The following is a 21,224-nucleotide window of genomic DNA, read 5'->3' on the forward strand; positions in this document are numbered from 1 at the left end:
TGTCCCTCACGCGTGGGGTAGCGGGAATACGTTGTACTCGGTCTCGGCGAGCGGCTGCGGCCGCCAGCCCAGCCGGACGCCGGCGCGGCCGATCCTGCCGTTGCCCCACATGGGCATGCCGGCGGGGAAGTTCGACACGAGGCCCGGCACGATCGTGTGCGCGGCGGAGAACCCGGCCGCCTCGGCGTCACAGGTCGTCAGGTCGACACTGATGACCTCGAATCCGCGGGCCTCGACGCGTTCCCGGTAGACGGCGAGGCGCCGCTCGCCGAGGGCGGGCAGCCCGTGCCAGGGGCGGAAGGGGAGGTCCTCCAGCCAGGGCGCGACGTGCTCTCCGGCCCGCGGGTCGAGGTGGAGCTGCTGCTGGCACAGCAGGTCGCGGACGTCCGCGAAGTCGGGGCGGTAGGAGTCGAGGTAGCGGCGGTCGGCGCGGTACGGCTTGAGGTTGCCGAGGTGCGGCAGGTCCGCCACACCGTCCCCGAGGGCCTTCTCGTCGTCGAGGAAGCGGCAGGTGTGGTGCAGGGTGAACCCCTCGGCGAGCGCCTTCTCCGCCGCCTCGTACGGGTCGGGGCGGGTGGCGAAGCCGATGGCGAGCCAGCCGGTGGCGCGGTCGCGGACGACGGCGGCGAGTACGGGGACACCGAACTCGTTGTCCAGGGGGATCAGGGTGGTGTCGTAGGCGTCGGCGCTGTCCGCGGTGAGGGCGCGTAGCCGGTCCGTCATCGGCAGCCGGGGCAGGCGGGCTGCGTTCGCCCACCACAGCATGGTCGTGTCGCGCTCGATGACCTCTTCGAGCCCGGAGGTGACGGCGTGCTCCTCGCTGGTGCCGCAGGCCACGCCGGCGACGAGCGGGTCGGAGTACGGGAGCGGGTCGTGCTCGCCGTGGGCGACGAGGAAGGCGGGCACCCACACCGGTTCGCCGGTCGTCCAGGAGCGGCCCTCGACCCAGGAGCACTCGGCGTCGGTGGTCAGCGGGGCGAAGGGGAAGCCGTCGCTTCGGTACTGCCGCTCGGAGTACAGGTGCAGGCGGCGCGGGTCGAGCGCGGGGATCCCGGCCCGGCGCAGGCTCGCGTGGCTGCCGAAGCGGAGGCGGTCCTCGGGGAGCCGGCTGCCGCAGTAGCGTTCGACTGCCTCTCCGACGGCGCTGCGGCGGGCGGCGTCGAAATCGGACCAGGACGTGCCGAACGCCTGCCGGTCGTTGGGCCAGTCCGCGACGCGCCGCATGTCGGCGACGTCCAAGGCGCACACCCGCAGTTGCGCGGGCATGCCGGGGAGCGGAGCCAGCTCCTGGACTCCGGTCACCACGCCGACCTGGTCGTCGAGGAGCAGGTCGTCGTCGGGGTTGCCGCGGACCACGGGCCGCGGCCGGGTGGGGACGGGCAGGATGGTGCGTTCGAGGCGGGTGAGGCGGCGCGGATCGAGCTCGGCCTCGTCGACGGCGGCCTCGCCGCTGATCCAGCGCTCCAGGCTCACGGCGAGTTGGGAGGCGGTCCAGCGGATGTCGCCGCCGCGGAGCCGGCGGGCCCCGGGTGGCGGCGCGGCCCGCATGGCTTCGGGGATCCGCGGGTCGGCAGCCGCGCTGAGCCGGCGCTCCAGTACGTCGGTGAAGTCGGCCGAGACGCCCGGGGTGATGGCGGGGCCGAGGACGGCCCGGCCGCGTTCGTGGCGCAGCGGCAGCCAGCGCAGGCCGAGTCGCGCGCACAGTCCGTCGAGTCGGCCGAGTTCGGCGTGCGCGGGGTGGGGGAAGGCGGCGACGAGCACGGTGTCGGTGAGATCGGCGGCGTCAATCGCGATTAGGTCTTCGGGGGCCGGCCCGACGTGCCGGTATCCGGTGGTGGCAAGTGCGTGGGCGAGGGGGTTGGTGAGTTCGGGCGCGCCGGTGAGGAGCACGGTGGTGCGGGCGATGCGGGCGGCCCGGTCGGCGTCGCGGGCGGCCCCGGCCGGGCTCAGGCAGCCGTCGTCCCGGAGGACGTCGACGACCTCGGCGTAGTCGGGGGACATTCCGGCGAGCAGTTCGGTGCGGGTCCTGGTGCCGTCGCAGCGTGCCAGCCAGGCGCGGAACTCCTCCGGCGGGGCGGAAATGTAGAACTGTCCGCCGTTCGGTGTGGCAAGAAAGCACATATCCTGTCCGAGGTCGTACACCTCGGTGTCCAGGAGTTCCCAAGCGGTGTCTTCCGCCGGCATTACCGCCCCCATGAAACGAGTTCCGATACAAAGGGCCACGGCCCCGGGGGATGGATCCCGGGGCCGTGGGAGAAGGACCTTAGACGGTCAGCTTCACTTGGCCACCGTGCGGTTGTGCACGACCGCGCGGTTGTGGACGACGGCCCGGTTGTGGACCACGGCGCGGTTGTGGACGACGGCGGTGACGGCGCTGGCCTTGACGGTGGAGATCATGGTTTTTCCTCCTGTTTTCCGTTCGGTCGTGCTTACGGGAAATACGTTACGGGCCTCCAACGGCCTTGCACAGATGCGTTTTTCACATTCCGCCGCAATTAAAGCCGCGCTCCATCCGCACTCCAGATTCCGCCCCGCGGGAGGGCTTGTTCCGCAGGCGTTTTCCCTGCTCATCGGCGTTTTGGGCCCCCACGGCGAATGCAAATCCCCCCGGGGCCGCCGTTTGCGCGGGCGGGGCCGGGGAACACGGCGTCGAAACGACGGGCCACACCGGGAGGGAACCGTGTCCGGACTACTCGCCAGACTCAAGGTGTTCAGCCGCAGCCCCCAGGGGCGGCGGGCCATCGCGTCGGTACGCCGGGCCGCTGCGGACCCGCGCAGGCAGGAGCAGGCGCGCAGGCTCCTCGGCAGTCTCCGCGGCCGGCGCTGACGAGCGGGAGGAGGGGCGGGGTTCTCCCCCGCCCCTCCGTCGGGGCCGACGGTGCCCGGGCACTCCGCGCGGATCCCGCGCGTGCGGCCGGCGAAGGCGGTCGGGCTGCTCGGCGGTGTGCAGCCGGTCCGGGTCACGGGTTGCCGAGGGCGGGGACGAGCGGCTGTGCGGGGGTGAGGAGGGCGCTGACGGCGTGGGCGCCGTCGGGGTGGAGCCAGTAGAACGGCATGGTCTGGCCATCGCCCGCCATTTTCACTCATACGTTCGATTTCAGACAGGGTTGCGCGGCCTCGCCGGGGCGCTTTGTCCTCTTTGCATGGATAGTCTGTAGATGTGATCGAGACCGGACGGCCGCAGCCCCGTCGGCGCCCCGGCCCGGGAAGGCTTGTGCGGCTGTCGCCGGTCATCCTGACCGTCGTCATCGCCGGCCTGGCCTACGCCACGCCGCCGGAGATGGCCTTCAGCCGCCTCCTGCCGGCGGCCCCGGCCCTCGCCGCCGCCATGTGGCCGGTCCTGCCCACCGTCCTGCTCGGGACGGTGTGCCTCCTCCTGATGATCGGCCTCGGCTTCGTCTTCCCCGACCTGGGGACGTGGTGGACGGCCGCGGGGATCATCGCGGTCACCGTGGCTGCCGCGTACGGCAGCCACGCCCGGCTTCAGCGGGAGCGCACCCTCTTCCAGGTGCGCCTCGTGGCGGACGCGGCACAGCAGGTGGTGCTGAGCCCCCTGCCGCGCCGCTTCGGGAACGTCGAGATCGAGTCGCTGTACCTGGCGGCCGCAGCGGAGGCCAGCATCGGCGGGGACTTCTACGAGGTGGTGGACACCCCGTACGGGGTCCGGCTGCTGATCGGGGACGTCCGCGGCAAGGGCCTCCCGGCGGTGGGCGCCGCGGCGGCCATCGTCAACGCCTTCCGGGAGGCCGCGTACGGCGAGGCCGATCTGGTCGACGTCGCGCGCAGGCTGGATGCCAGCAGCGCCCGCTACAACGCCGCCTTTCCCCCGGATGGCCCCATGGAGCGCTTCGCCACCGCGCTCCTCGCCGAGATCCCGCACGAGGGGGGACGCATCCGCATCCTCAACTGCGGGCACCCGCCGCCGCTGATCCTGAACCGGAGGGAGCTCCGCGTCCTGGAACCCGACTCGCCGTCGCCGCTGCTCAGCCTGGCGGAGCTGATCGGCCAGCACTACACCGTGGACACCTTCGACCTCTCCCCCGGCGACCTGCTGCTCCTCTACACCGACGGGATCGCCGAGGCCCGCTCCCGCGACGGCGAGTTCTTCCCGCTGGCGGCCTGGATGCGCCGACAGCCGCAGACGCCGCCCCGCGAGCTGCTCGCCGCCCTCCACGGCGACCTGCTGCGCTACAGCCGGGGCCGCCTCGACGACGACGTCGCCGCCCTCGCCGTCCGGCTGGGCGAGGGCCGGGGCTCCGGGTAGGGGGTCAGCCTCCGCCCGGTGCGCGGAACGGGCCGGTGACCGTGTGCTGCCGCCCTCCGGCGGTGGCGGCCGTCGCGGTGTACGTGTCGGCGCCCGGGGCCCGCGGGCCCCGGGCGTGGTTGTACTGGACGGCGAAGACGTGCTCCCCCCGGGGGGACGGTGCGGCCCGGCTTGAGGGTCCACCGGTAGACGACGTTGTCGGCCTTCTGCACCAGGAGGCTGCCGCCGTTGATGCCCGCGTCGGTGCCGGGCACGCCGACGACGGTGGTGTTCGACGGCACGGCGATGGCGATGCGTTCGGCCTGCCGGGCCTGGGCGGCCGCCCGCGCCGGCTCCTGGGCGCCGGCGGGCAGTTCGGAGCGGCCCCAGACGGCGGGGTCGTACGCCTTCAGGTAGGCGGCGAGCGTGTAGCCGGCGCCCTTCGCGCAGTCGGCGCAGTCGAGCCGGCGGCCCTGGTCGTCGGTGTTGGCGTCGATCCGCCCCTTGATCCGGATGATCCTCGGGGCTCCGGATGGGCCGGCGCGGAGCGCCTTGACCAGCTCGGCCCAGGTGGTGACCGTTGTGTCGTGCGCCGCGTCGGCGGCCTGCCCGCCGGTGGTGCCCGAGCCGCTCGACGCCCAGCCGTCGCGGGCGGCGAGGGCGGTGCGCGCGAGGTCGGGGGTGCCCGCGTCCGCGCGGGTGGCGAAGGGAAGTACGCCGAGGCCGGCGACGGCGGCGAGCCCCGCGGACGCGAGGACCAGGCGGCGGCGGGGGAAGCGGCGGTCGGCGGGAAGGGTCACGGGGTGGTTCTCCTTCGGGGGGAGCGGCTGTCGGGAACTGCTGTCTGTCGTCCCCCGGTTGCCGCCGGGCGCGGAAGGGTTGCCGCAGGCGGCGGGAAAGGCGTGAGAGCTGCGCCACATCGCCCGCCGGCGAACTCGGGCCTCCGCCAGGGGATTTGAGAGGGAGGCGGACCGGCCCGGGTCGCGTCGCGGCCCGCGGTCCAGTGATCATGGGTGTGGGGTCCGTGCGCCTGCCTCGGGCAGGCACACGAGGGGGGACCCGGCCCGGCTGTGCCCCCGCGCCGTTCAGGCCGGCCCCCACCGCGACCGAAGGAGGCCGTTCCACCATGACGACCGCACGCAGACTGCTCCGCGCGGCCGCCAGTCCCGCACTGGCCGCCGCCCTCCTCGCCTCCACCGCCCCGTCCGCCTCGGCGGCCGACCCGCAGCCGGTCTACGGCGAGTTGGCGGCCAACGGCACCTTCGCCGCCGGCACCGCCGGCTGGTGGTCCGCCGGCGCGTCCATCGCCTCCGCCGGCGGCGCCCTCACCGCGACCGCCACCGGCGGGACGCAGAACCCGTGGGACGCCATCGTCGGCCAGAACGGCCTCCGGCTGCGCCGGGGGGCGACGTACACACTGTCCTTCGACGCCAAGGCGTCCGCGCCGGCGAGACTGCGCGCGACGGCGCAGCTCGGTGGCGCCCCCTACACGGCGGCGCTCGACCGCACGGTCGACCTGGCGACGGTCTCCAAGCGCTTCACCTGGACGTTCACCTCCGGCATCGACACCGTCACCGGGGCCCTGAACTTCCAGATCGGCGGGCAGCCGGCCACAACGGCCATCACCCTCGACAACGTCTCGCTGACCACCTCCACTGCCCGCGAGGGCTTCTACGTCGACCCGGCCAACAATGCGGCGGCCTGGGTCGCGGGCAACCCGGGCGACCCGCGGGCCGCGAAGATCAAGGCGGCCGTCGCGGACCACAACACGTCGAAGTGGTTCGGGGACTGGGACGCCGACCGGAATCCCGCCACCGGCATCCAGACGGAGGTGTCGGACCACGTGGGCGCCGCGGCGGCGCAGGGCCGGCTGCCGGTGCTGGTCGCCTACAACATCCCGGGCCGGGACTGCGGCGGCGCCTCCTCCGGCGGCGCGGGCTCTCCGGCCGCGTACAAGGCGTGGATCGACAAGTTCGCGCAGGGCATCGCGGGCCGCCCGGCGGTCGTCGTGCTGGAGCCGGACGCCGTGGCCCAGTCCTCCGACGACGCGTGCATGAAGGGCGCCGCCGAGGAGCGCTTCGACATGCTCCGGTACGCGACCCAGCGGCTGCGGGACCAGGGCGGCTTCGTGCAGACGTACCTGGACGCCGGCAACGCCACCTGGACGCTCGGCCCGGACCTGAGCGGCACGCAGGGCATAGGCCTGGAGCGGATGGCGTACCTGCTCGACCGCTCGGGTGTCGCAGCGGCGCGCGGCGTGTCGGTCAACGTGGCGAACTTCGACGCGACGGCCGTCGCCGACGACTACGGCAAGCGCCTGGCGGCCCGGCTGAAGGCCGACTTCGGGGTGACCAGCCGCTGGGTGGTCGACACCGCCCGCAACGGCAACGGCGGGTACGTCGTCCCCGGCGATCCAGGCAGCGGCCACGTCGGGTTCTGCAACCCGGGCAAGCGCAAGCTGGGCGTGACCTCGCGGGCCGGCAGCGCGGGCGGCGCCGAGTACCAGCTGTGGCTCAAGAACCCCGGCGACTCGGACGGCAACTCCGCCGAGTGCCCGGCGGGTTCGCCGCCGGCCGGCGCGTTCTCGCCGGTGCTTGCGGAGGCGCTGATCGACGGCCGCTGACGGGCGGCACCCGCGGCGGTGCGGCCGGGACGCCTACCCGCCGCATCCGCCGCAGGGGCCGTGCCGGCCGTCGTCGCGGGCCCACCAGGAGTCGCACCGGCACGCGCCGAAGGGTGACCGGCAGGCGGCGCATTCCGGCTCCGACGGCTCCTGAGGGGCCGCGGCCGGGCGCGGCGCGGCGGGAATGCCCGCGCGGCTCTCGCGGCACTCGCAGGAGAGGCTGCCCCGGCAGCTGCCGCCGCGCAGGACGGAGTGGACGATCCGCTGGTGGCCGCATGCCGCGCACCGGTATCCGGGCATGGGCGGCCTATCCGCCCTGCGCGGGGACCGGGGACGGCACGGCTCGCGCCTCGGTGCGGGCCGTACGGGCGGTGCCGGGGACTGGGTGCATGCGCTCAGCATGGCGCAACCGGCATGCCGTGCACAGGGTTCGGTACGCCGGCCCGGACGGCGGGCGCACCGCCTCGGGGCCGGCGCAGGGGGCGTACCGCCTCCGGCGCCGCCCTCCCACATCCCCGCGCCGCCGTTGCCGACGCGGCCCTGGACGCCGTCACCGGCGCCACCTGCACGCGGGTGTGACCCGGGCCGGACGCGGCGGCAGCAGCGTCGGCGGGCGTCGCGTCGGCGGCAGGGCCGCCGACGCGCCCCTCTCGGGGCGGCCCTTGCCCCGCATTCGTAATACGTATAACTTGACCCGCGTCGAGGAGGCCCGGCGGCCTGCGCAACGCGGGCCCGGCCTTCCCGGCGCGCCCGTCAGCCCGCCCCCCGCGATCCGTCGCCGCACCGAGAAACCAGGCATGACCAGCACCGTCACCTCCCTGTCGCCCGACACCATCGCCCGGCTGCCCAAGGCCGTGCTCCACGACCACCTCGACGGCGGCCTGCGCCCCGCGACCCTGGTCGAGCTCGCCGCGTCCGTCGGCCACCGGCTGCCGACCACCGACCCCGCCGAGCTCGCCGCCTGGTACGTCGAGGCCGCAGGCTCCGGCGACCTCGTCCGGTACATCGGTACCTTCGAGCACACCCTCGCCGTGATGCAGCACCGCGAGGGCCTGCTGCGGACCGCCGAGGAGTACGTCCTCGACCTCGCCGCGGACGGCGTCGTCTACGGCGAGGTGCGGTACGCGCCCGAGCTGATGGTGCGGGGCGGGCTCACCCTGAACGAGGTCGTGGAGGCGGTCCAGGAAGGCCTCGCCACCGGCATGGCCAAGGCCGCCGCGGACGGCACCCCCGTCCGGGTGGGCACCCTGCTGTGCGGCATGCGCATGTTCGACCGGACCCGCGAGATCGCCGACCTGGCCGTGGCCTACCGGGATGCCGGCGTCGTCGGCTTCGACATCGCGGGCGCCGAGGACGGCTTCCCGCCGGCCGACCACCTGGCCGCGTTCGCGCACCTGCGCTCCGAGAGCGTGCCCTTCACCATCCACGCCGGCGAGGCCCACGGCCTGCCCAGCATCCACCAGGCGGTACAGACCTGCGGCGCGCTGCGCATCGGGCACGGCGTCCGCATCACCGACGACATCGCCGACGGCCGGATGGGGCGTCTGGCGTCCTGGATACGCGACCGCCGGATCGCCCTGGAGATGTGCCCCACCTCCAACCTCCAGACCGGCGCCGCCGCGTCGATCGCGACCCACCCGATCACCGAACTGCGCAGGCTCGGCTTCCGCGTGACCGTCAACACCGACAACCGGCTCGTGTCCGGCACGTCGATGACCCGCGAGATGTCGCTGCTGGTGGACGAGGCCGGCTGGACCCTGGACGACCTGCGCGCGGTCACCGTCGACGCGCTGGAGAGCGCCTTCATCCCCCTGGCGGAGCGCGAGGCGCTCATCGCCGACGTGGTGCTGCCCGCGTACGCGGCGCACGCCTGACCCCGACGGACCGGCCGCCCCTCCCCCGGGGCGGCCGGCAGTCCCATCCAGGCCCTGTGGGAGGACGGACGATGGCCCGGCGCATCGAGGACCTGCGGATCGGCTTCATCGGGCACGGACGGCACGCCCGCGCCAACCTCTATCCGGCCCTCGGACTGGCCGGCGGTCGGCTCACGAGCATCGCCACCCGCGACCGCGCCGCGGCCGCCCGCGCCGCAGCCCTGCACGGGGCGGCCCGCGGGCACGGCGACCACCGGCGGATGCTCGCCGAGGACGGCCTGGACGCGGTGTTCGTCAGCGTCGCCCCCGAGGACCAGGCCGCCGTCACCGAGGACTGCCCGCGGGCCGGCGCCCACGTCTTCGCGGAGAAGCCGCTCGGCATGGACGAGGCCGAGGCCCGCCGCGTCGCGGACACCGCGGAGCAGGCGGGGCGCAGTGTGGCAGTCGGGTTCATGAAGCGCCACGCCCCGGCCTACCGGCGGCTGGCGGGGCTCATGGCCGACGAGGCGGCGTTCGGGCGGGTGCTGTCCTTCCATGCGTTCTTCGCGTTCAGCCCGTGGACGGACACGCTCCGGGACGACACGTACCTGAAGTTCGGCGCCGTCCACATGGTCGACCTCGTCCGGTGGCTGTTCGGGGAGGTGGCGGAGGTCTCCGGGCTCACCAACTCCCGGGGCTCCGACATCAGCATGGCGGCGACGCTGCGGTTCCGCAGCGGGGTGGTCGGCAGCCTCACGCTGGCCGGGGTGCCTGCCTGGAGCCGCGAGCAGGAAGAGCTGACCGTGACCGGGCAGCGCGGCTTCGCCCGGGTCGAGAACCTCTCCGCCGTGGCCTACCACCACGCGCGACGCGCCGGGGCGGGCCGCGGCGAGGCCTGGCAGGAGCTGGACGAGGACACCGTCGTCGTGCGCTCGGTGAACTCGCCTGCCTCCGGCGGCCACCAGGACCTGTACCTGCGGGGGTTCGCCGGAGAGGTACGGCACTTCCTGGAGGCGGTCGCCAACGGCACCCCGCAGGCGGCCTCGGCGGCGGACAACACCGCCACGATGGCGCTGTGCGACGAACTGCTGCGCAGCCTGCGTCCTGCCGGCCGGACTGGGCGCGGCCCGAACCTCTGAACTTGCTCAAACCGGGCTTCGGCGGGCTGCCGCGCGGGGCATCGTCCGTGCACGACCGGTACACAGGAAGAACGGGGGGTCAGAGGATGGAAGTCGTCCTGGCCATCGCAGTGGTCATCGTCGTGGTGGGCTTCAAGGTCCTGCTTCCGGGCGGGCGCTCGAAGCGGCGCAAGAGCTGGTGGAGCGGCGGCGGCTCGGGAGGCGGGTCGTCGTGCGGCTCGTCCTGCGGCGGCGGGGGCGACTAGCCGTGACCGGGAAGGTTTGCCGGGGCGCGGTGTCCGGTGCGGTGCATCGCAAGGCGGCAGGCCGCGGCGCGTACGGGGCGTACGTGTGCGGTCCGCCAACGCGGCGAGGCGCCGTGCCGGGCGCCGTGACCCGGTGAACCTTCCCGGCCACAGCACTGGGAAGCCGCGCGTGGCGCTCAGGGCGCCCGCCAGATGTTCGCGAACGCCGCTTCCTCGATGGAGCGCCGCCGGCGTACGGCCTCCAGCTCCATCACCGCGTCCATGACCGCGGCCAGTACGGTCGTCACCGGCTCGTCTTCGAGAGCGGCCGCGGCGGGGACGGCCGCCTGTCCGGCCTCCGTGTCCGCGGCGATGCCGATGCCGATCGCGGCGGCGAGCGCGCCGAGTACCGGTTCCGCCGCTTCCAGGCGGGCCGCGGCCCGCTCGCGCGCCGGGGAATCGACCGGTTCCACCCGTACGGCGCCCAGGCCCAGGCGGCCGCTGCGCCGCGCGGACAGTCCGCCGTCCGCTTCGAGGGCGCGCCGGTAGGCCGCCGCGAGGCCGCGGCCCCGGCGCCACAGCCAGTCCTCCACCTGCTCGTACGGCGGCTGCCGCACGAGCGCGGCCGAGGCCTCGTCCAGCAGGCCGTCGCCGAGTGCCGCCGCGGCCCCCGGCACGACGCGGTCGCCGTCCAGGGTGAGCGCCCTCGCGCCGAGGAGGTCGAGCAGTTCCGCCCCGGCGAGGGCCAGCGACAGGTCGCCCTGCCCTACCTCCGGTGCGAACCGGCGGTCCATGGCGGTGAGGAACAGGTCCTTCGCCGTCGTCGCTGTCGTGGTCATCGGCGTCTCCCCTCGCGGCAGAGGTCCATTGTCACCTGAGCCGGCCGCCCCCGGAGGGAGAGCGGCCGGCTGCGGTGCGGTACGGGCCCGTGGGCCGGGTTGTCGTCAGCGGCCCTGGAGGGACTTGACGTTGTCGCCGAAGCCCCAGCCCTTTGAGCCGTCCCAGTTGACCGACCAGGTCATCAGGCCCTTGAGGGAGCCGCCGAAGGCGTTCCACGCCTGGCCGACGAGACCCGGCGCCATGTGGCCGCCGCCCGCGCCGGGCTGGGCCGGGAGGCCGGGGACCTGCTTGTCGTACGGGACCTTGATGGTGGTGCCCTGGATGACCAGGCCGTTGTTGAGGCAGGTGGTCTGGGCGGTGAAGCCCTCCACGGTGCCGGCGGGGTAGGAGTCGCCGGAGCAGCCGTACATGCTGCCGTTGTAGTACTGCATGTTCAGCCACCACAGGCGGCCGTTGTCGGCGTACTTCTTGATGATCGGCAGGTACGAGCCCCAGATCGAGCCGTAGGTGACGCTGCCGCCGGTGACGTACGCGGTCTCGGGCGCCATGGTCAGGCCGAAGCCGGCGGGCATCCGGGCCAGGACGCCGTCGATGATGCGGACGAGGTTGGCCTGGGACGGGGACAGGGTGTTGATGTCGCCGCTGCCGGTCAGGCCGGTCTCGATGTCGATGTCGATCCCGTCGAAGTTGTACTTCTTCAGGATCGGGACGATGGTGGCCACGAAGCGGTCGGCGACGGTGCTGGAGCTGAGGTCGATGCCGGCGGTGGCGCCGCCGATGGACATGAGGATCGTCGCGCCGGCGGCCTTGGCCCGGCACATCTCGGCCGGGGTGGCCACCTTGACGGTGGCGTCCATGCCGTCCTCCCACAGGACGGTGCCGTCGGAGCGGATCACCGGGAAGGCGGCGTTGACGACGTTGTAGCCGTGGGCGGCGATCCGGCTGTCCGTGATGGGGATCCAGCCCATGCCGGGGTGGACTCCGTTCGCGGCGCCGTCCCAGTTCTCCCAGTAGCCCTGGAGGACCTTGCCCGCGGGCTTGGGCTTCAGGGGGCAGGTCTCGCCGGGCGGCTCGGAGGTGGGAGGCGGGCTCGTCGGCGGGGGGCTGGTGGGCGGGGGGCTGGTGGGCGGGGGGCTGGTGGGCGGGGGGCTGGTGGGCGGGGCGTGCCGCCGGGGCCCGTGAGGGAGACGTCGTCCGCGTGGTAGGCGGGCTGGCCGTACCAGCCGTGCAGGTGGACGGTGACGGAGGTGGTGCTCGGGCCGGTGGTGAAGCTGACGGTAAGCGGTGCGTACGAGGCGCTGTTCGGAGTCCACGCGGAGGTGGTGCCGGTGAGTCCGGTGCCGGTGGCGCCGAGGTGGACGTAGCTGCCCTGGACGTGCGCGGTCAGGGTGTACGCGGAATTGGGCTGGACGCCGACCGTCTGGGAGCACCGGGCGTTGTCCTGGCCGCTCGGCACAGCCCTGAGCGCGGAACTGCCGGAGCGGACCGGGCTGCCGACGGCCGTACCGGAGCCGCCGGTGCAGCTCCAGCCGGACAGGCCGCTCTCGAAGCCGGGGTTGGCGACCAGGTTGGCGGCCGCGTCCGCCGAGGTGGCGGCCCCGGCGGCGACGGATCCGGCCACGGCCAGGCCCGCGGCGGCGACGGCGACGGCGCTCAGGGCGGCGAGCGGGCGCTGCAGGGCGCGCGGCCCGCTCATGGCGGGGCCGCCCGACGGCGGCGGGAGCGGGGGGCGTGGCCTTCGACGGAACATGCGGTGCTCCCTTCCAGCCGAACACCATGACCATGACAGGCCGATGGGGGGCGTGGCGCCCGGCTCCGGATGCGCGGGGACAGGTGGGGCCGTACCGGTCCGGATCGTAGGAGCGCACCAAGGGAGGGTCAATAGGTCTGTACCAATGGCCGGCGAGCGGCGTAGTCCTCGACCGGGACGGACTCGTACGCGGCGAAGGGGTGGTCCCGGGAGACGAGCACGACGCGGTCCTACCGGAACAGCAGCGGGCCGGCCGTGAGGTCCGGTTCCGCGACGGGGCCCTCGGTGACCTGGACGTCCACCTGGCCGCTGCGGATGGGCCCGTACAGGTCGGTGAGCTGGATCTCGTGGATCCGGACCTGGCAGTGGGGGTTCCGAAGCTGGAAGACGTCCGCGGCTCGGAGCAGAACGTCGGCGGCCGTCGGACCGGAGTACCCGACGTCCAGCACACCGCTGACGCCGCGCCCGGCCGACAGAGCGCGCTCGACCGCCTGCTGGATCTGCCGCTGGGCGGGCAGCAGGTCGTCGCGCAGCTGCTCGCCCACCGGGGTGAGCACGACCTTGCGGCGACGGTGCCGCCCGCCGACTGTGGACGCTCGGGCCACGGGTGCCGTGTCCGGCACACGGGGGGCCGCACGCGCCGACAAGCGGACCCCGCGCGCCTACTGCGCATCGGCGGGTGCGCATCCCCGGCGTCCGCGGCCGCGAGCCTCCGGACTATCCTCGGCGCCTGTGACCGCACCGCCCCACCGCCACACCACCTCTTCCGGCCTGGCCCGCGTCTACGTGGCAGCCGCTCGGCTGCTCCACGTGCCGCCGGAGGGCTACGTGGGGCTGCTCGGGCTGGCGCCGGAGCACCTGAACGACGACCTGTGCCGCACCCCCACGAGCACGGTGGTCCGCCTGGCGGAGCTGGCGACCGCGCGCGCCCCCTGGACGATGCTCTCGCTCGCCCTGGCCAAGGAGTCCCGATTCGGTGCGCTCGGCGCCTGGGACTACCTGGTTCCCTCCGCGCCGACCCCCCTCGAAGGCCTCCGGGACGCCTCCGCCTGCTTCGCCTCGGTGGGCGACCCCTCCACCGACGCCCTCGGCATCAGCGAGGACGGCCGGCAGATCACCGTCGGCCACGTCAACCAGGCCGATGTCGCCTACGAGGCGGGCAACGCCATCAGCGCCTACGCCCTCGGCGTGTACCTGCAGCGCCTGAGCAGCGCCGTTCAGCGCGACCTGGTTCCGCTGCGGGTCACGCTCGCCGCCGAAACGCCCCGGCGGCACGACTCCCTGATCGAGCTGTTCGGAACCCGCGCCATCGAGTTCGAGGCCCCTGTCAGCTCCCTCACCTTTCTGGCCTCCGACCTGGAGGGTCCCAACCCTGCCGCCCAACCGGGGCTGTCCGCGGTGCTGAAGCGGCACGCCGAGCAGACGCTCGCCGCCTCGGTCCCGCTGCACGACTGGCTCGACCTGTTCCGCGCCGCTCTGGCCTCCGCCTACGAGGAGTCCACCCCCACACTGGCGGCGGTCGCCCGGCGCATGGCCGCCGGCACCCGCACGGTCCAGCGGCGGCTCGAGGAGCACGGCACCACCTGGAACGGTGAACTCGACTCCCTGCGGCGGAGCCACGTCACCCGGCTGCTCCGCGGCACCGGCCTCGGCGTCGACAGGGTAGCCGCCCGCACCGGCTACGCCGACGCGCGGACGCTGCGCCGCGCAGTGAAGCGCTGGTACGGGACCACCCCCGCCGCGCTGCGCCGCGGACCGCTTCCGCGCGCCCGGCAGCCGTGAACCCGGCCGCGGCGGCGGATCCGAACCCCTCAGATGCTCCCCCGTGACCGGAACGCGCCTGGCGGGAGCGCCACGGCGGGCGTCCTCGGCGAATCCCTTGCGTGCCAGCGTGTGCATGCCGTCGCCCTTGCCGGGCGCCCCGGGAGCAGCGGAGCCGGTCCTCGCCGCGGCCGCCGGCGGGCAGTCGCCCTGCTGCCGGGGCTGCCTACCGGCCGGCGTCGCGCAGGCCGAGCACGTACGCCGCCGTTGAGGCGACGACCCGGTCGGCGTCGCGGCAGAGGTCCGCGAGGGTGCGGGCGGCCGCGGCGCCGGGGACGTCCGCGAGGGCCTGGGTCAGGCGGCGGCGGGCGGGGGCCGGGGTGGCGGGATCGCCGAGGCGGTCGGCCAGGGCGGCGGCGATGCGGTCCGCCGAGGCGGGACCGCCCGCCAGGGCGGCCAGTGCGTCGGCCGCGTCGGCGTCGCTGCGGTCCTCGACGACCATGGCGATCAGGACGGGAACGGCCCCGGGCACTCCGCGCGCCCCGAGCGCCAGGGCCGCGCGGCAGCGGACGTCGGTGTCGGGGCCTGCGAGGGCCTCCTCCAGCAGGGCGGTCGCCTCGGCGCCCGGGATCTCGGCGAGGGCCCGGACGGCCCGTCCGCGCACCTCGGGCTCCGCCGAGCGCAGGCCCTCCCCGAGCAGCGCCGGACCGTCCCCGCCCGCCTGCGCCAGGGCCCACCGGAGCGCTCCGGCGACGTGCGGGTCCGCCTCGCCGAGCGCGGCCTCCACCAGTGCCTCCACCGGTACGGGGGCCTCCGCGGCCGCGGCGAGGGCTGCTCGCTGCCGGGCCCCCGCGCTGTGCGACGCCAGCGCCTGGAGCAGGGCGGTGGTCTGCAGGACGTCCTCCCAGTCGGCGGGCGCCGCGGCGCCGATCCGGCTCAGCCGCGTCAGGAGCTCCGTCTCCGCCGCGATGCGCTCCCGGGTCCGGCCGATGAGGTCCTCGACGAGCCCGGCGGGGGCGAAGCCGGGGTCGTCGAGCGCGCGGCCGACATCGCGCAGCGACAGCCCGAGGGAGCGCAGGCTCTCGATGTGGAAGATGCGCCGGATGTCCGCGTCGGAGTACTCCCGGTAGCCGGAGGCGGTCCGCACCTCCGGGCGGACCAGGCCGAGCGATTCGTAGTGCCGGAGCATGCGGGCGCTCACCCCGGAGCGCCGCGCGACGTCGCCGATCAGCACTGCCCACCGCCCTTCACTGCCCGGCCCCGCCCAGGGCCGTGACGCGTTTCGCCTCCTCGATCGCGAGCTCGAACCCGGCGTCCGGGTCGCGCCGCAGCCGCTCCGTGGCCAGCGCGTGCGTGCGTACGCCGGGGTCGGGGTGGCGTGTCGCAGCGTCCACGGCCGGCAGCATCGCCTCCCCGAGCGCGACCAGCGCCCGGCTGAGACTCAGCTGCGTCTCGCGTCCGCCGCGCCCGAGCTGCGTGGCCAACCCTACGGCCAGGGCCTGCTCCTCCCCCTCGGGTACGAGGACCACCGCGGCGCGCCAGGCACTACGGGCCACCTCGTCGTCGGGGTCGGCGAGCAGGGCGGGCGTGACCACCGGCCAGGCCCTCCGGTCCCCGATCTTGGAAAGGGTGTGCAGCGCCTGGCTCCGCACCTGTCCCCGCCCTCCCCGCACCGCGTCGACCAGCAGGGGCACGGTCACCGAGGGCGCGTGGCGGGTGAGCGCCCAGGTGAGCATCTCGCGCACGGGGAACTCGGGCTCGACGGCACACCGCTCGGCCAGCGGGCGGACACTGCCCGGGTCGGGGGCCGAGCCGATCGCGAGCGCCGCCCGCAGTCGGACGGACGGGTCGTCGTGCGCGAGCGCCGCGAGGGCGCGCACGGTCTGCGTGTCGGATTCCGACGTGGCCATGGGAACCACCTCCTGGCCCGCAGTGAAGCCCTTGCCACGGTGTCAGGGTCAAGCCGGACGCACGGAGGGCGCGGACGGCCCGACCCGGGCATCGGGGGCGTCGGGGGCGTTCCAGGCATCCGACAGGGCGGCGGTCACGGCTGCTTCGGCGTGGAGCCGGGCCGTGGGGAAGAGGGGGACCGGGCTGTCCTCGGGGCCTGCGAGGAGTTCGATTTCCGTGCAGCCCAGGATGATGCCCTCCGCTCCGGCGGACACGAGGTCCTGGATGACCTTCCGGTAGGCGCTGCGGGATTCCTCGCGGATGATGCCGCGGCAGAGTTCGTCGTAGATCACCTGGTGGACGAGGGCGCGCCCCTCGGCGTCCGGGACGGTGACGTGGAGGCCCGCCGCTTCGAGGCGGCCGCGGTAGAAGTCCTGCTCCATGGTGAATGCCGTGCCCAGCAGGCCGACCCGGCGCAGCCCCGAGGCGCGGACGGCGGCTGCGGTCGCGTCGGCCAGGTGCAGCAGCGGGACGGACACGGCCGCCGCGACGGTGTCGGCGACCTTGTGCATGGTGTTCGTGCAGATGAGCACCATGTCGGCGCCGGCCGCCTCCAGGGATCGGGCAGCGTCCGCCAGGACGCCGCCGGCCTCCGCCCAGCGCCCCTGGACCTGGAGTTGCTCGATTTCCGCGAAGTCCACCGAGTAGAGCACGCAGCGGGCCGAGTGGAGTCCGCCGAGGCGGTCGCGCGTGAACTCGTTGAGGAGTCGGTAGTACTCGGCCGTCGACTCCCAGCTCATTCCACCGATCAGCCCGATCGTCTTCATCTCTCCCGCTCCCCGCTCCCCGTGCGTCGGCGTCGGCCTCGGATTGTGCTGCCGCTTGCCGCCATCATCCTTCCATAAGGCGAATAAGGTTCTTGGTTCTCTTTCATAAGGACGGCTTTGGCCGGGGTCCGGGGCGCGCAGTCGGCGGGTCGGGGGTTTGTGATCGCGTGGAGCGGCCAGACAGTAGGCATCCTGCTCATCGACAGGGAAGGTTCGTCATGGCAAACGTGGTGCTGCTCACCGTGCCGATGCTGGTGGCCGTGCTCCTCACCGCCACCAGGCGTGAGGGCGGCCGGCATGCGGGAGGCCGCCGGTGACGGGTGTGCGCAGTGTGGGCGTGGAGGAGGAGCTGCTGCTGGTGAGCCCGCGGACCGGGGAGCCGATCGCGCTCGCGGCCGCCGTGCTGGAGGCGGCGCGCAAGGCACCCGGAGGCGGCGAGGAGGTCTTCGAGCGCGAGCTCAAGAACGAGCAGGTCGAGTTCGCGACCCGGCCCGTGACGCAGATGGGCGAACTCGCCGAGGAGATCGCCCGGTGGCGGGCGGAGGCCGCACGCCACGCCGGTGAGGCCGGGGCCTCGGTTGCCGCGCTCGCCACCTCGCCCCTGCCGGTGGAGCCGTCGAGGAGCCCCGGGGAGCGCTACCGCTGGGTGGGCGAGCAGTTCGGCCTGACCGAGCAGGAGCAGCTCACCTGCGGCTGCCACGTCCACGTGTCGGTGGAGTCCGACGAGGAGGGCGTGGCCGTCCTGGACCGGATCCGCCCCTGGCTGCCCGTCCTGACGGCCATGAGCGCGAACTCCCCCTTCTGGCAGGGCCAGGACAGCGGGTACGGCAGCTACCGCAGCCGGGTGTGGAACCGGTGGCCGTCCGCCGGGCCGGTGGAGGTCTTCGGCAGCGCCGACCGCTACCACGAGCAGGTCCGGGACATGCTCGGCACGGGTGTCCTGCGGGATGCGGGGATGGTGTACTTCGACGCCCGGCTGTCGGCGGCGTACCCGACGGTGGAGCTGCGCACGGCGGACGTGTGCCTGGACCCCTCCGAGCCGGTGCTGCTGGCCGCCCTGGCCCGCGCGCTGGTGGAGACCGCCTCCCGGGCCTGGCGGGCGGGCGAGCCGCCGGCCCGGATCGGTGTCGGCCTGCTGCGGCTGGCGTCGTGGCGGGCGGGCAAGTCGGGCCTGGACGGCCCGCTCGTCGACCCGCGCACCATGCGGCAGGCCCCGGCGGAGGCGGTGGTCGAGGCGCTGCTGAATCATGTGGGCGAGGCCCTGGAGGACAGCGGGGACGCCGCGGCGGCCCGCAAGGGCGTGGCGGAGCTGCTGGAGCGGGGCAACGGGGCCCGGGTGCAGCGCCGGCTGCTGGAGGAGCGCGGCGGGCTGCCGGAGGTCGTGGCCGAGTGCGCCCGGCTGACGGCGGGCGGGCCGGGCCGGCCGTAGCCTGTCTCCCCGCGGGATCCGGGGGGTCAGGTGCGGCGGTCGTCGATCTGCACGCAGAGGTGCGGCCAAGCCGCCGTCAGCCGGGCCAGGTCGTCGGTCGTCGGGCCGCCCGCCTCCCGCAGCACGCGGGCGGGGAGGAAGTGGACAGTGGTGCCGGTCGTGCCGTCGTCGGGGACGGGGCGCAGGCCGGTGGCCGGCACACCCAGTTCGTACCGCTGGGTCCAGGAGCCGTTGCGGCGGCGGTTGGTGTGGACGAGCCAGGTGCTGAGCGCGGCGACGACGGACATGCCCCGCCGGGCGTGGGCGTCGGGCAGGGGCGGTGCGGCGGGGTGGTCGAAGAACCGGAGGTCCTTGGTCGCCATGACGGGCTTCTTCACGGGGCGTCCGTGCTCGTCGAGGCGGGTGTCCGTGCCGCGTCCGTCATCCGCGACGGCGACGGAGCCGTCGGGGTGGAGGGTGAGCCGGCAGTGCCCGCCGTTGCCGGATGCCGCCTCGTCGGCCGCGTAGGCGACGGCTTCGAGGACGAGGTGCCGGGTGCCGCCGGGGGCGTAAACGGCCGGGTTCCGGCGGATGTGCTCCAGGTGGCCGAGGTCGACGGTGCCCGCCCAGTCGTGGGTGGTGTTCCGCCAGGAGGCCCGCGGGGTGGTCGTCATCCCGGAAGTATGCCCCGCGGCCGTCCCGTTGACGGCTGCCGCCCCGGCCCGGATTGCCGGGGCGGCAGCCGTTGCGGCTGGGCCGGGCCCGTGCCCGTGCCCGCCGGCGGGTGGGCCGGCTACGGGACCCGCAGGGCCTCCAAACGCTGGGCGAACGGCACGACCTCGAAGCCGTCCGCCGGGTCCACCGACGTGATCGCGCCCGTCAGCGACCGGGGCGCGATCGCCGCGGCGGTGTCCGTGTCGGGGGTTCCGGCCCGGCCCGCCGGTGCCATGAACCGCGCCAGCTCCGCCCCCGCGCGGGCGATCCGCCGGTCGAGGCCCTCCTCGCCCCAGTCCTCCGAGGCCGCGTACACGGCGGTCGGCACGGCGAGCGCCCGCAGGTACGCGAACAGCGGGCGCAGGGCGTGCTCGGTGGCCAGGGAGTGGCGGGCCGTGCCGCCGGTCGCGCCGAGGAGCACCGGCTTCCCGGTGAGGGCGTCCTTGTCGATGACGTCGAAGAACGACTTGAACAGGCCGCTGTACGAGGCCGCGAAGACCGGCGTCACGGCGATCAGGCCGTCCGCGGCGGCCACCGCGTCGAGCGCGGCGGCCAGGCGGGCGGACGGGAACCCGGTGGTGAAGTGCCGGGCGATCTCGGTGGCCAGGTCCCGCAGTTCGATCACCTCGGGCTCGGCGTCGACGTGCTCCAGCGTCGCGGCGGTGAGCCGGTCGGCGAGCAGCCGGGTCGAGGAGGGCGAGCCCAGTCCGGCCGATACGGCGATGAGCTTCATGCCTGCGTCTTCTCCTTCGGGGTCTGCCGGGCCGCGGCGACGCGGGCCGAGTGGGTGGGCGCGTCCGGCACGCCGGCCGGGCGGAGGCTCGCGAACTCCTTGCGCAGGACGGGCACGACCTCCTCGCCGAGCATGTCGATCTGCTCCAGGACGGTCTTCAGGGGCAGTCCGGCGTGGTCCATCAGGAACAGCTGGCGCTGGTAGTCGCCGGCGTAGTCCCGGAAGGAGAGGGTGCGCTCGATGACCTGCTGGGGCGAGCCGACGGTCAGGGGCGTCTGGGAGGCGAACTCCTCGAGGGAGGGGCCGTGGCCGTAGACCGGGGCGTTGTCGAAGTACGGGCGGAACTCGCGGACCGCGTCCTGGGAGTTGCGGCGCATGAACACGTGGCCGCCCAGTCCCACAACGGCCTGCTCGGGGGTGCCGTGGCCGTAGTGGGCGTAGCGCTGCCGGTAGAGGTTGACCATCTGCCGGGTGTGGGAGGCCGGCCAGAAGATGTTGTTGTGGAAGAAGCCGTCGCCGTAGTAGGCGGCCTGCTCGGCGATCTCCGGGGAGCGGATGGAGCCGTGCCACACGAAGGGGGCGACGCCGTCGAGCGGGCGGGGGGTGGAGGTGAAGGACTGCAGGGGCGTACGGAACTTGCCCTTCCAGGTGACGGCGTCCTCGTCCCAGAGGCGGCGCAGGAGGGCGTAGTTCTCGATGGCGAGGTCGATGCCGTCGCGGATGTCCTTGCCGAACCAGGGGTAGACCGGGCCCGTGTTGCCGCGGCCCATCATGAGGTCGACGCGGCCGTCCGCAAGGTGCTGGAGCATCGCGAAGTCCTCGGCGATCTTCACCGGGTCGTTCGTGGTGATCAGCGTGGTGGAGGTCGACAGGATGAGGTTCTCGGTGCGCGCGGCGATGTAGCCGAGCATCGTCGTGGGCGAGGAGGGGACGAACGGCGGGTTGTGGTGCTCGCCGGTGGCGAAGACGTCGAGGCCGACCTCCTCCGCCTTCAGTGCGATCGCGAGCATGGCCTTGATCCGCTCGTGCTCGCCGGGCACGCGTCCGGTGGTCGGATCGGGCGTGACGTCACCGACGGTGAAGATCCCGAACTGCATGGCTCCCCTTCCCAAGGTTGTTTACATTTCAACTATACCCGGGAACGGGGGCGCCCTGCGAGGTATTCCCGGCCGCGGTCCGGAGGACGGCCGGGGCGACGGACCCCGGCGCCCCGGCCACC

General features: G+C 74.3%; 19 protein-coding genes and 1 pseudogene. 8 read left to right on the forward strand and 12 right to left on the reverse strand.

Translation table 11 applies throughout. The features are described from left to right. Positions 1–6 precede the first annotated feature (6 nt). Positions 7–2,184 carry a YcaO-like family protein gene (locus MUK52_RS00355; protein ID WP_284574018.1) on the reverse strand — a complete coding sequence of 726 codons (2,178 nt, stop codon included), beginning with the start codon at positions 2,182–2,184 and terminating at the stop codon, positions 7–9. Between the two features lie 496 nt (positions 2,185–2,680). Here MUK52_RS00355 and MUK52_RS00360 point away from each other — a divergent pair, with 496 nt between their 5' ends. Next, positions 2,681–2,827 (forward strand): hypothetical protein, encoded by a 147-nt coding sequence (locus tag MUK52_RS00360; RefSeq protein WP_174250402.1) that lies wholly within the window; start codon positions 2,681–2,683, stop codon positions 2,825–2,827. Between the two features lie 387 nt (positions 2,828–3,214). Further along, positions 3,215–4,264: a PP2C family protein-serine/threonine phosphatase gene (locus MUK52_RS00365; protein WP_246042550.1), complete on the forward strand. Its 1,050-nt coding sequence runs from the start codon at positions 3,215–3,217 to the stop codon at positions 4,262–4,264. On the opposite strand, the gene MUK52_RS00370 is transcribed toward MUK52_RS00365, so the two are convergent. Beyond that, complete coding sequence (locus MUK52_RS00370; RefSeq protein WP_284574023.1) at positions 4,189–5,043, reverse strand: hypothetical protein; 855 nt, start codon at positions 5,041–5,043, stop codon at positions 4,189–4,191. The two genes, MUK52_RS00365 and MUK52_RS00370, sit on opposite strands and share 76 nt — an antisense overlap. Positions 5,044–5,369: 326 nt before the next feature. Between MUK52_RS00370 and MUK52_RS00375 the strand changes: the two genes are divergently transcribed. The 4 genes from MUK52_RS00375 (at position 5,370) to MUK52_RS00390 (ending at position 10,103) form a co-directional block, all read left to right on the forward strand. Continuing rightward, positions 5,370–6,866 (forward strand): glycoside hydrolase family 6 protein, encoded by a 1,497-nt coding sequence (locus MUK52_RS00375; RefSeq protein ID WP_284574024.1) that lies wholly within the window; start codon positions 5,370–5,372, stop codon positions 6,864–6,866. A gap of 797 nt (positions 6,867–7,663) precedes the next feature. After that, entirely contained in the window at positions 7,664–8,740 is a 1,077-nt protein-coding gene (locus tag MUK52_RS00380; protein ID WP_114055829.1) for an adenosine deaminase, read from the forward strand. Between the two features lie 71 nt (positions 8,741–8,811). After that, complete coding sequence (locus MUK52_RS00385; RefSeq protein WP_284574028.1) at positions 8,812–9,858, forward strand: Gfo/Idh/MocA family protein; 1,047 nt, start codon at positions 8,812–8,814, stop codon at positions 9,856–9,858. 86 nt (positions 9,859–9,944) lie between these two features. Then, positions 9,945–10,103 carry a hypothetical protein gene (locus MUK52_RS00390; RefSeq protein ID WP_174250401.1) on the forward strand — a complete coding sequence of 53 codons (159 nt, stop codon included), beginning with the start codon at positions 9,945–9,947 and terminating at the stop codon, positions 10,101–10,103. Positions 10,104–10,279: 176 nt separating this feature from the next. On the opposite strand, the gene MUK52_RS00395 is transcribed toward MUK52_RS00390, so the two are convergent. The 4 genes and pseudogenes from MUK52_RS00395 to MUK52_RS00410 all read right to left on the reverse strand — a co-directional run bounded on the left by MUK52_RS00395 (position 10,280) and on the right by MUK52_RS00410 (position 13,277). Next, a complete protein-coding gene (locus tag MUK52_RS00395) occupies positions 10,280–10,921 on the reverse strand; it encodes a GOLPH3/VPS74 family protein (RefSeq protein ID WP_284574031.1) in 642 nt (213 codons plus the stop codon). Between the two features lie 105 nt (positions 10,922–11,026). Further along, positions 11,027–11,986, reverse strand: a pseudogene (locus MUK52_RS00400) (chitinase); the annotation flags it as partial. Further along, complete coding sequence (locus MUK52_RS00405; RefSeq protein ID WP_350204888.1) at positions 11,968–12,672, reverse strand: carbohydrate binding domain-containing protein; 705 nt, start codon at positions 12,670–12,672, stop codon at positions 11,968–11,970. The gene MUK52_RS00405 and the pseudogene MUK52_RS00400, both read right to left, overlap by 19 nt. A 230-nt stretch (positions 12,673–12,902) precedes the next feature. Continuing rightward, entirely contained in the window at positions 12,903–13,277 is a 375-nt protein-coding gene (locus MUK52_RS00410) for a LysR substrate-binding domain-containing protein (protein ID WP_284574037.1), read from the reverse strand. 127 nt (positions 13,278–13,404) lie between these two features. Here MUK52_RS00410 and MUK52_RS00415 point away from each other — a divergent pair, with 127 nt between their 5' ends. Next, the gene (locus tag MUK52_RS00415) at positions 13,405–14,454 is read left to right on the forward strand and encodes an AraC family transcriptional regulator (protein WP_284574039.1); all 1,050 of its coding nucleotides are present in this window, start codon (positions 13,405–13,407) and stop codon (positions 14,452–14,454) included. Positions 14,455–14,659: 205 nt separating this feature from the next. On the opposite strand, the gene MUK52_RS00420 is transcribed toward MUK52_RS00415, so the two are convergent. Genes MUK52_RS00420 through MUK52_RS00430 form a run of 3 tightly spaced genes read right to left on the reverse strand, consistent with a single transcriptional unit; the run spans position 14,660 to position 17,150 of the window. After that, entirely contained in the window at positions 14,660–15,667 is a 1,008-nt protein-coding gene (locus MUK52_RS00420) for a MerR family transcriptional regulator (RefSeq protein WP_284574041.1), read from the reverse strand. A 13-nt stretch (positions 15,668–15,680) separates the two neighbouring features. Beyond that, positions 15,681–16,343, reverse strand: a complete 663-nt coding sequence (locus MUK52_RS00425) for a HEAT repeat domain-containing protein (protein WP_284574043.1) — start codon at positions 16,341–16,343, stop codon at positions 15,681–15,683. Between the two features lie 48 nt (positions 16,344–16,391). Beyond that, the gene (locus tag MUK52_RS00430; RefSeq protein WP_284574045.1) at positions 16,392–17,150 is read right to left on the reverse strand and encodes an aspartate/glutamate racemase family protein; all 759 of its coding nucleotides are present in this window, start codon (positions 17,148–17,150) and stop codon (positions 16,392–16,394) included. Positions 17,151–17,472: 322 nt separating this feature from the next. Between MUK52_RS00430 and MUK52_RS00435 the strand changes: the two genes are divergently transcribed. Beyond that, a complete protein-coding gene (locus MUK52_RS00435) occupies positions 17,473–18,579 on the forward strand; it encodes a glutamate--cysteine ligase (protein WP_284581627.1) in 1,107 nt (368 codons plus the stop codon). A gap of 26 nt (positions 18,580–18,605) precedes the next feature. On the opposite strand, the gene MUK52_RS00440 is transcribed toward MUK52_RS00435, so the two are convergent. From MUK52_RS00440 to MUK52_RS00450, 3 genes are all read right to left on the reverse strand, one after another. Next, entirely contained in the window at positions 18,606–19,232 is a 627-nt protein-coding gene (locus MUK52_RS00440) for an ATP-binding protein (RefSeq protein WP_284574046.1), read from the reverse strand. A 119-nt stretch (positions 19,233–19,351) separates the two neighbouring features. Next, the gene (locus MUK52_RS00445; RefSeq protein ID WP_284574049.1) at positions 19,352–20,005 is read right to left on the reverse strand and encodes a CE1759 family FMN reductase; all 654 of its coding nucleotides are present in this window, start codon (positions 20,003–20,005) and stop codon (positions 19,352–19,354) included. Further along, positions 20,002–21,102: an LLM class flavin-dependent oxidoreductase gene (locus MUK52_RS00450; RefSeq protein WP_284574051.1), complete on the reverse strand. Its 1,101-nt coding sequence runs from the start codon at positions 21,100–21,102 to the stop codon at positions 20,002–20,004. The genes MUK52_RS00445 and MUK52_RS00450 overlap by 4 nt, the downstream gene beginning before the upstream one ends. Positions 21,103–21,224 lie beyond the last annotated feature (122 nt).

The organism is Streptomyces sp. 2P-4 (assembly GCF_030167965.1).
Classification (GTDB): domain Bacteria; phylum Actinomycetota; class Actinomycetes; order Streptomycetales; family Streptomycetaceae; genus Streptomyces; species Streptomyces globosus_A.